The 9,386-nt window shown below is 42.2% G+C and carries 3 protein-coding genes; 1 reads left to right on the top strand and 2 read right to left on the bottom strand.

The window, feature by feature from the left end:
* Window positions 1–518 precede the first annotated feature (518 nt).
* Both AAEZ02_RS09490 and AAEZ02_RS09485 read right to left on the bottom strand, forming a co-directional pair.
* Window positions 519–917 (bottom strand): hypothetical protein, encoded by a 399-nt coding sequence (locus tag AAEZ02_RS09490; protein ID WP_124011610.1) that lies wholly within the window; start codon window positions 915–917, stop codon window positions 519–521.
* Between the two features lie 7 nt (window positions 918–924).
* The gene (locus AAEZ02_RS09485; protein WP_351122825.1) at window positions 925–7,935 is read right to left on the bottom strand and encodes a SpvB/TcaC N-terminal domain-containing protein; all 7,011 of its coding nucleotides are present in this window, start codon (window positions 7,933–7,935) and stop codon (window positions 925–927) included.
* Window positions 7,936–8,358: 423 nt separating this feature from the next.
* Here AAEZ02_RS09485 and AAEZ02_RS09480 point away from each other — a divergent pair, with 423 nt between their 5' ends.
* The gene (locus AAEZ02_RS09480) at window positions 8,359–9,105 is read left to right on the top strand and encodes an HAD-IIA family hydrolase (RefSeq protein ID WP_101031997.1); all 747 of its coding nucleotides are present in this window, start codon (window positions 8,359–8,361) and stop codon (window positions 9,103–9,105) included.
* The last annotated feature ends 281 nt before the right edge of the window (window positions 9,106–9,386 follow it).

Genomic DNA, 9,386 nt, shown 5'->3' with positions numbered 1-9,386 from the left:
GCGTAGTTGAGCGCTCAATATTTAGCCAATAATCTTGGGTGTCTTGATTATTAGCTGGGTGTCTTGATTATTAGCTTCGGCCAATAATCTTGGGTGTCTTGATTATTAGCTTCGGCCAATAATCTTGGGTGTCTTGATTATTAGCTAATAAAGCGTAGTTGAGCGCTCAATATTTAGCCAATAATCTTGGGTGTCTTGATTATTAGCTGGGTGTCTTGATTATTAGCTTATATCTTCAAACCCTGCAATTGCTAACTAAGATTGACTTTATTCCTGAAGTTGAAAAAAGTCAATAATTATGAACTGATTTCATTAGGTTCAGATTTCACTGTTAAGCCCGCGACTTTATAAATATCAGGGTAGTAAAACCACTTCTAGCGGTAAATTAGCGCATCAAAAGCAACGATAAGAGTGAGAATGTTGTACAGAAAACTAAGGCCCAAAAGCCTTCGGTGAGCAGAGTATTATCTTGACACACCGGGAGCGTCCATATATGGCCATGTTATTCTTCTTATTCATCACAAAACTCTATAAAGATATAGGTAGCCATTCTCAACTCTGATAAATGCGTCGGATTTACTCAACTCGCTACTGAGGTCTTGACTAACATTCCCTGAAAGTTTGAATCTTGTGAATGAGTTGGCTTCGCATTTATTGAGTACGTCATTTAACTTGTTTAGTGCCTTTACGTAGGCTTTAGGCTCCCCTTCAAGAATGATGACACCTTCTATTTCTGGTGAGTGCTGAAGGTCAACAGCTAAAGGCAGAGTTGTTGCCTCAGAAGATTTTGCCGCAAAACGTTCTAAATCAACTTTACAATTCAATGTCATAAGCGCTGCTGACTTTATCGTCTCGGACTGAGCCTCGCGACACCCAAAAACAGACATAATTGTAATTAGAATAGCTATAAATTTCATATAAACCTCAACACGTTGTAATCGTATGAGCGCATACTACAGCGCCCTTATGGAGTTGATTGTCCAGTTTGAACTTCCCAGTGCGTCTTGGATTTGAATAGCGAGTTTGTCGGTTACCTATCGGCACAACCCTCGGAGTTAAGATGCGCTGACCAGCACTTCCATTTGCATCCGCAAAAATCAAGACTCTTTCAGTAACCTGAAATTTTTGAGAAACAATTTTATCTCTTATATATTCATTAAACATTTTACTGTTCAAAAACTTAGCAGACATATCGTGAGGCCCGTCCCTCCATGGTTTTTTGCTGTTCCATGGCAATCCTGGTGGGGAGTCGGAACTCGTATCGGTCAGAATACCAACATATGCATATTCTTCGCTTTCGTGTGTATGAGATCTAATTTCTGTTTTTCCGCTTTCGATTTTGCAATAGTTACCATTATCACAAATAGATGGGTCGTAATCTTGCTCTTGTAATCCTAAATCAGAAGGAGAGCAAGCACTACCGAAGCAGGCTGTTTCAGTACCATTTAACCCTGAACTATCTACATTAGTACCACTATCTCCTTTATGCAGGTTAACTGCCCCAGACACCTTACCAACTTGCGCGGTACCGCCACCATTACCGTCAAATGATATAGAAAAGTTCTTCTCGCCATTTGAAACTGAAGTTAATTTATAAGTTTCCCCATCAGCTGTCACATAGAGATTCCCACTTTCATCTTTCTCAAGCTTCTCAAACGCCTTACCTGATATAACCTCGTCTAATTCTTCAGATCTATACCCTGTTGGGTCAACCCCACTCATCGGGTTATTCAAAATATACGAATACGGGTTAGCGCTCTGGCTATTCTCTGGGAACTGCAAAAACGGGTCAACACTTAAAAAACGGCCGACGTTAAAATCGTATATCCGCCCGTTCATATGAATAAGCTCTTGATCAATCAAATGCTCATGGTCTGTGTAGCCCTTAGTGACACCTTGCCAGCTAGTACCAGATAATAACGAATTGCCTGATGCAATGTCTCTTGGGCGACCAAATACATCATAACCACGGTGTTGTAATACGGCACCGGTTTTGGCATCCATCAAGGTATCAACACTGCCTAAGTGGTCGCGCAGAACATGCTGGAACGGTGATTGATTACCTAAGCTGCCCACATGGGCTTTCATCTTAATGGTGTGGTCACCAATGTAGGTTTTATCTACCGTACCGCTTAGGGTCACTTCACGCTCAAAACTGCCCACATAATACGTGGTCGATACCACACTACCGCTTTGCTGTTTAACCTGTTTATAGCGGTTACCATTCGCATCGTAGCTGAATGTACTTTTTACATTATTGCGGTCAACCGTTAACGGCTTGTTTTGGTCGTTATAGGTTAACGTTACGCCATCACCGGTGAGCCGGTTACCGTTATTGTCATAGGTGAAGGTTTTTGTACCACCACGGATAAACTGCCTAATGGCGTTAGGGCCTGCATTACCGCCAGCACCTTTGCCTACACTACCGTAGAGATACTGACTGCCGTAATCGCCTTTAACAAGGATATTACCTGCGGCATCATAGTCGTAATTAACCGCAGCATAGGTGATACCTTTGTACGTTTTAGTTGAGTCATCAACCCGCATGAGCTCGTCATAGTTGTAGCTTTCTTTGAACTGGGTAATCACATTGTGTTGAAAGGCTAAGTTACCCATTCCATCATAATCATAATTTAAGTATTGCACCCCGATAGTGCTGCACCCTCCAGAAGAACTGGTACAGATACTCGTCGGTGAACCGGCTAAATTACGGCTAAACTGTTGAACATAATGGTTACTGAACGTTTGTTGATTAATACTGCCAAAGGCGCTGTACTCATCGATTATGCGCAGTGATTGCTCGGAACCATCAGTAAAACGTTGGTAGTCTTCGATTAAATAACCCTTGTCGTCAAAACGATAAGCTACATGCTCGCCGCTAGGATACTGCATGGCTTTGATACGGCCAAATTGCGAGTCATAGGCATATTTTTCAGTGAAGCTTAAGCTACCAATAGCCGTAAGTGTTTGCTTAATGCGCCCAGCGGTATCATAGCTATGAGTTTGAATATGCCCATCTACTTTAGCCTGGTATAACTTACCGTAACCCACATTGGCATCATATACCCAGGTTCGCGTTTGCTGACCTGTTTGACTCGTTTGACGACCGGCTTTGTCATAGTTAAATGTGGTTGTAATATTGCGCGCATCTTTTTGGGTTACAAGCTCGCCATATTGATTATAAGTAAAGTTCCAGACCCCCATGTTCGGGTCGTTAAACCATGCCTTGCGGCCTAAATCATCATAACGGGCGGTGATTTGGCTGCCCAGCACATCTTGGATTAACACAGGTAAGCCTGCGGCATTATAGGCAAAGTAACTTTTATTACCTTTTGCATCTGTAGTGCTTAATAGCTGACCAAGGCTGTTATAACTGCGACTCATCGACGCATTTAACCCGCCAGAAACGCTAATATTCGTCGTAATGCCATCGCCATAGTCATATTCTGACTGGTAGCTAACCATGCCGTCATTGTAAATCTTACGTGCGGGCCGCCCTAACGCATCATAACCTTGGAATTGTGTCGTATTTTGGGTGCCGTAATCCTCTGTTGGCTTGGTTTCACTAACAATATTGCCTCTTGCGTCATACGCGGTTTCGCTAATGATTTCGCCTTCAAAACCATCGGTTACCTGCTTTACAGGACGACCAAGGCTGTCGAAATAGGTAACGGCTTGTGGTTGGCCATCTGCTTGTACAATTTGCTTGTAGGCATAATCTCCGGTCTCCCATTGTAATGACACATAGTTGGTAGGCTGGATAACTAAGGCGCCTTTAGTGACTGATGAGCTTTGTACCATACCAATAAAGTTAACCTGATTGGTTGTCGTCACTCCATCCATATCAACAGATGTCAGAACCTGACCGGTTAGTGGGTCATAGGTATTGGTTGTCACTGCAACGCCCGACCATTGGGCATTAAAGGTTTTATAGACAAAATAACCATCATTAGTCATGGCGACTTGATTGTATCTATCTCCCACACTCACTTTGCTTGCATTACCGTACTGGTCATAGTCGCTATAAGTCGTAGTGGTGGCAACTCCTTTTAACGTACCGGTGCCTTCAGTTATACTGCTGATCAACTCTTGTGTATTATCGTTATAAATGTGCGTCGTTTTTTGGCTTGTCGCTGTATTAGCAGGGTTTAAAATTACACCTTCATGAGCTACTGTATAGGCAACCGACTGGTTGGTTTCTGAGGCTGTAGGCATAGACCAACCCGCTATATCGGTATAATCCTGTGTACTGCTTTTGTTATGTTCTATGGTGTTATCAATCGTTGAAGTTGACGATAACGTCGTTTGACAAAAACGGTTTTTTTCTTGCGAGTTTTTCACCGTCGTCACAATGGTGTTTGGGTCAATAGATTTCGTTACGCTCGTTGTCTTTTTAGGATAGAAACACCAACTTTTGCCACCATTTTTATTAACAATTCCATTGAGATATTCCAATTCACCAGGGACAAGTTCAAATTTGTCATCAAGTTTGTCAACTTGATATTCACTTATTATATTTTGTTGACCGTCCTTAACGGTTTTTTTCAACACAGTCCCTGACCAAGGGAAGGTTTGTGAGAACATGGTTTCAGTCGTTAATGTATGCAGATTTTGAGCATCAGTATTGGTTTCAATAATGTCACTAAAACCTTGAAAGCCTCGGCCCGAGACATGGAATCGAGCATTTTTATAACTGTATTCCGTTTTATTAACCCCATTTAAACCATTATCTTCTTTTAATGTAGCAACAACTCGCATGGTGTTAGTAAAATTTACGTAAGGATATTCGGTAGTTTCAGGCTGAGGGTAACGATTTTTAAGTTGCGTATAATCAAGCTGTAACTTTTCACCCATCCCCGTTTTGATACTCTTAATTACAGTATCTTGAGTATCCACATGCGCAAACAAAGTGAACCCAACAGGATAAGAAGGAGGTTTACCGCCTTGTTTAGAGCCGTAAAACCAGGTGCGTTTTGTGGCGTCTGACTCAAACCCTATTCCTGAGATGAAATCAACTCTGCCATCACCCGTTAAATCGATAGGGGACAGCGTAGCTAACGCACCATAAACGGGTAGTTGGACATCAGTAAAAGATTTGCCATCAGGATTGGTGAGCAACACATTCCAATACCAGACATCATGGTCATAGAATTTAGGTGCATTTCCCCCATCAACGGCGCGGCATGATTCATTAGAAGTCCAATTCCAACATTCATACAGGTATTGTTTGCGAGAGTAATCAGGGTATAAAATATCTTGGCGACCATCGCCATTATAATCAATAAATTGAATGAAATTTTCGTGTACATAACCAGCAGAACCACCATAAGTTGGGTCCTTAGCAAAACTGCCGTTGCCGCCACTAAATGCAAGCTCTTTTATACCTGTATTTAGAGGTACTTCAAATAAACCATTGCCTTTATTGAAAATGATATAGCGGGTGTAAAAGCTGTCGGTGCTGTTCACCTTATGCAACGTCAAGATATCGCTGAGTCCGTCACCGTTTAAGTCAACCCACCGACTCGGTCTTGTGCGATGAACGATATCAACGTTGACGTTAAAAGTGATATTTTTCTCAATAAATGAGACCGTATTTGAGTCTGGGTTAAACCCAACCTTGTACCATTTTAATGACTTGTGAAATTGGCTTGGCGCCAAATCAACAACACCATCGCCATCCACATCCATCGGAATAAGCGGCTCTTTAGCCTCGGCAGTGAAAGTGCCTTTCTCGACAAAATCTGAACCTGAATCGCTGCGTAAATAGGCTTTGTAGGTGATAATATTATTACCTGAGCCAGTTTGCTTGTTGGTCGCCAGTAAAATATCTTTACGCCCATCGCCATTAATGTCGACGGCATGGCTTGTACAATATTTATCCCCAATGTCACGATAAATCGTGGCATAACAAGTCGCGCTAATATTAGAAGTATAGGTACTTTTAATACTGCCATTAGCATTAAAACTGCTAAAAACAAGCTTAGATGCACTATTGGTATAAACAAAATCGTCTGCACCATCTAAATCATAATCGATAGTGCCGCTTATGACATTTATGCTTTCTTCATTTGAACTAGGTAAATCATCACCATTCAAATCACCTGCCCATTGGCGGCTGCTAATGTCAGGCAAATCTTGATAAGTAATCTTATTTCCTGTGCGAGATAGATATATACCGTCTAATGGGACCGATAAATCGGTCACGCCGTCACCATCATAGTCAGCATCCTGCTTTACTTTTAATCCGATTGTATAATTATCTATAATATTGGCTAATGCATGATTAGTTTGTAAATTATGCTTATATTGACGGTAAAACCAACCAAACTCGGTTGTTAAACAATCGTTATTACCTGTATCGCAATACTGTAAATGATCTAATATCGCAGCATCATTTAAAGAGGTAGTCGGGATTTGATAATTCAATCTCCAAGTTGCTTTCTCTTGCCCTTCAATGTTCATTGAAATACTCATCAACTGCCTGTCATGAACACTATAACCTCCCCATTGATAACCTTTAGAGCTAGGTATTTTTTTGTAATCAAAGTGAATATTTCGAGTCCCTAAAACACCTTCATAACCAGTGTAGAAAATATCAAGAAGATAGCGATTACCTGCAGAGGCTTCATCGTATTGATAACTAATTTCATTGCTGTGAGTATCGCGGGTGGTATCTTGCAGCCAAGTAGAAGCAAGGTTTAATCCTACGGGGACAATACGACTGTTACTTGATTGACCCAATAAATGTTGAGTACCATTTACTTCAGAAGCAACAAAGTAAACACTGCTGCTATTTAGTCCGCCACCTAATTGTTGCACAATAACAGAACCATCGCGCTCGGTTTGATAATAGGTGCCAGAGGTGCCGTATTGCCCAACAGAACCGCCATTAGTCGGAGATACTGCCACTAAGCGACTACCGTTGTAACAAATTTTATCGTCTACACTAAAAGTGCTATTAATCGTTGAGTCATCTAGATCATAAATATTAGAACAGCGGGAAATGCTAGAATTGGCTGATAAACTCCAGCCCATGCCGGCAATTCCTTCACCAGATTGACTGTTGTAGTTTAGCGATAAGCTAGGTTGAACGCCCTTACGACCTGGAGCAATAGTCAAAGGCACTGAATAAGAAAATGCACCGCCATCAACGCCGGCATTACCTTTTATTTCACCCACTAAGTCGCTTTGCTCTGGTGATACGGGACTGTTCGCTGCATCAGATATCTCATTAATATCAACTAACGCTACAGAAAGGACATTGAATGACGCTGTGCTTATCGATGAATATTGATTGGTTGAACTCTTAGCTCTAACGTTGACCTGATGTATTCCAATTGCCTGCATTCCAAAATCATAGTTGTAGGGTGAGCTTGTGTCGGGATACCAAGCGGAGTTATCTATTGAAAACTCTACTGCACTAATATCGCTATCATTATCAGATGCACTTGCCGTTACAAATAAAGATTGTGATTCATATAAGTCAGGAATTGGCGTTAAGCTGACAATAGGAAGATCATCGACGGCATTGACTGTCACAACGAATGCAACAGTACTGCTTAAACTGCCATCGGATACGGTAATACTAATAGTCGATTTTCCAGCTTGGTTCGCCACGGGTGTCACACTCACCGTACGGTTGGCACCACTGCCGCCCAATATCACATTGGCGGTCGGAACGAGTGCCGTATTGCTTGAACTGCGACTCACTGACAACGAACCTGCGGCCGTTTCGTGATCACCTATGGTAAAGGCAATAATGCCCGTATTGCTGTCTTCATTGATGCTGCGGTTGCTGATATTGCTAATGGTGGGGGTGTCATTCACCGCATTGACTGTCACAACAAATGTACGGGTATAACTTAAACTGCCATCGGATACGGTAATAGTGATCGTTGCGCTACCGGATTGGTTCGCCGCGGGTATCACATTCACCGTTCGGTTGGCACCACTGCCGCCCGACCTATATGGATATTGGTAATGTCATTATGATGTCGGGAAAATCATTGACCATGTGCTTCAAGGCATCCTACCTATCAGAGTCAGGCTAGCTTCCGCGGTACAGATTGTTCATTAGCATCTGACCCATATGGATATGGGAAATATCATTATGATGTAAGGAACAGCGTTGACCATGCCGCCACAACGTTAGTGGCCGTAGGCCATAGCGTTAAACAACCCGTGGACTCGGTTAACACGATGACCGAATAAACGCTAAGCGGCAATCTATCGGCAACAAAAAGCTCACAAGGTGTTAAATCAAACTCTAAACAGCCCTTTTTTGGATTTAATCATTGTTTTCTCACCTGAATGAGCATTAGATATACAGAGGTTGTATTTGAAGGAAGAAATCATTGAATGAAAAATATTATTTGCGACATTGATGGTGTATTACTGCACGACAACAAGCTCATTCCCGGAAGTGACAAGTTTATTCACCGTGTGCTTGAACAAGGCAACCCGCTGGTCATCCTCACCAATTATCCGGTCCAAACCGGTAAAGACTTACAAAACCGTCTCGGCGCGGCAGGCATTAATGTGCCAGAAAGTTGCTTTTACACTTCAGCTATGGCCACTGCCGACTTTCTTAAACACCAAACCGGCAATAAAGCCTTTGTGATTGGCGAAGGTGCACTTACCCATGAGTTGTACAACGCAGGTTTCACCATAACCGATATTAACCCAGATTTTGTTATTGTCGGTGAAACCCGCGCTTACAACTGGGACATGATCCATAAAGCATCTCGCTTTGTTGCTGGCGGCGCACGCTTTATTGCCACCAATCCAGATACTCATGGCGCAGACTTTAGCCCTGCATGTGGCGCGTTATGCGCAGCGATTGAACGTATCACAGGTAAAATGCCATTTTATGTGGGTAAACCAAGCTCGTGGATTATTCGCTCAGCCTTGAATCATATTCAGGGGCACTCTGAAAACACCGTAATTATTGGCGACAACATGCAAACCGATATTCTCGCAGGCTTTCAAGCAGGACTTGAAACCATTTTGGTCACCAGTGGCGTGAGCCAAATGATTGATATTGACAAAGAACCTTTTAGACCTAATCACGTGTTTGCATGCGCGGCCGATATTGATGTCGTTTAATCGATATCTTTACTGAGTGACAGTTTGATTGTCTCGCCATTAAATTAATGCTCGATACTGATACGCGATACACTATTTTATCGCAAGGTAAACCCTTTAATATAGAATAGTACTCATATGATTGCGGGAGTAAAACGTCCAATATCGCTTAAGCACTATTGATTCACGTCAACAAGATCAAATAGTTAATAAGATAAGTGTCAACGACACAATTTACATTAGGTAACACAATTCCAAGCCAGCGACCTTGTTTTCAGGCACTGGCTTGCCCCATTATGCTT

Origin of the sequence: Shewanella sp. T24-MNA-CIBAN-0130 (genome assembly GCF_040310185.1) — a bacterium.
In the GTDB taxonomy this organism is placed as follows: domain Bacteria; phylum Pseudomonadota; class Gammaproteobacteria; order Enterobacterales; family Shewanellaceae; genus Shewanella; species Shewanella psychromarinicola.
The sequence above is the reverse complement of the archived record's forward strand: the minus strand, read 5'-3'. Positions and strand labels throughout refer to the sequence as shown.

Excerpts from the sequence above, each read along its gene's own strand:
- AAEZ02_RS09480 (WP_101031997.1), top strand. The coding sequence starts at position 8,359 with ATGAAAAATATTATTTGCGACATTGATGGTGTATTACTGCACGACAAC.
- AAEZ02_RS09490 (WP_124011610.1), bottom strand. The coding sequence starts at position 917 with ATGAAATTTATAGCTATTCTAATTACAATTATGTCTGTTTTTGGGTGT.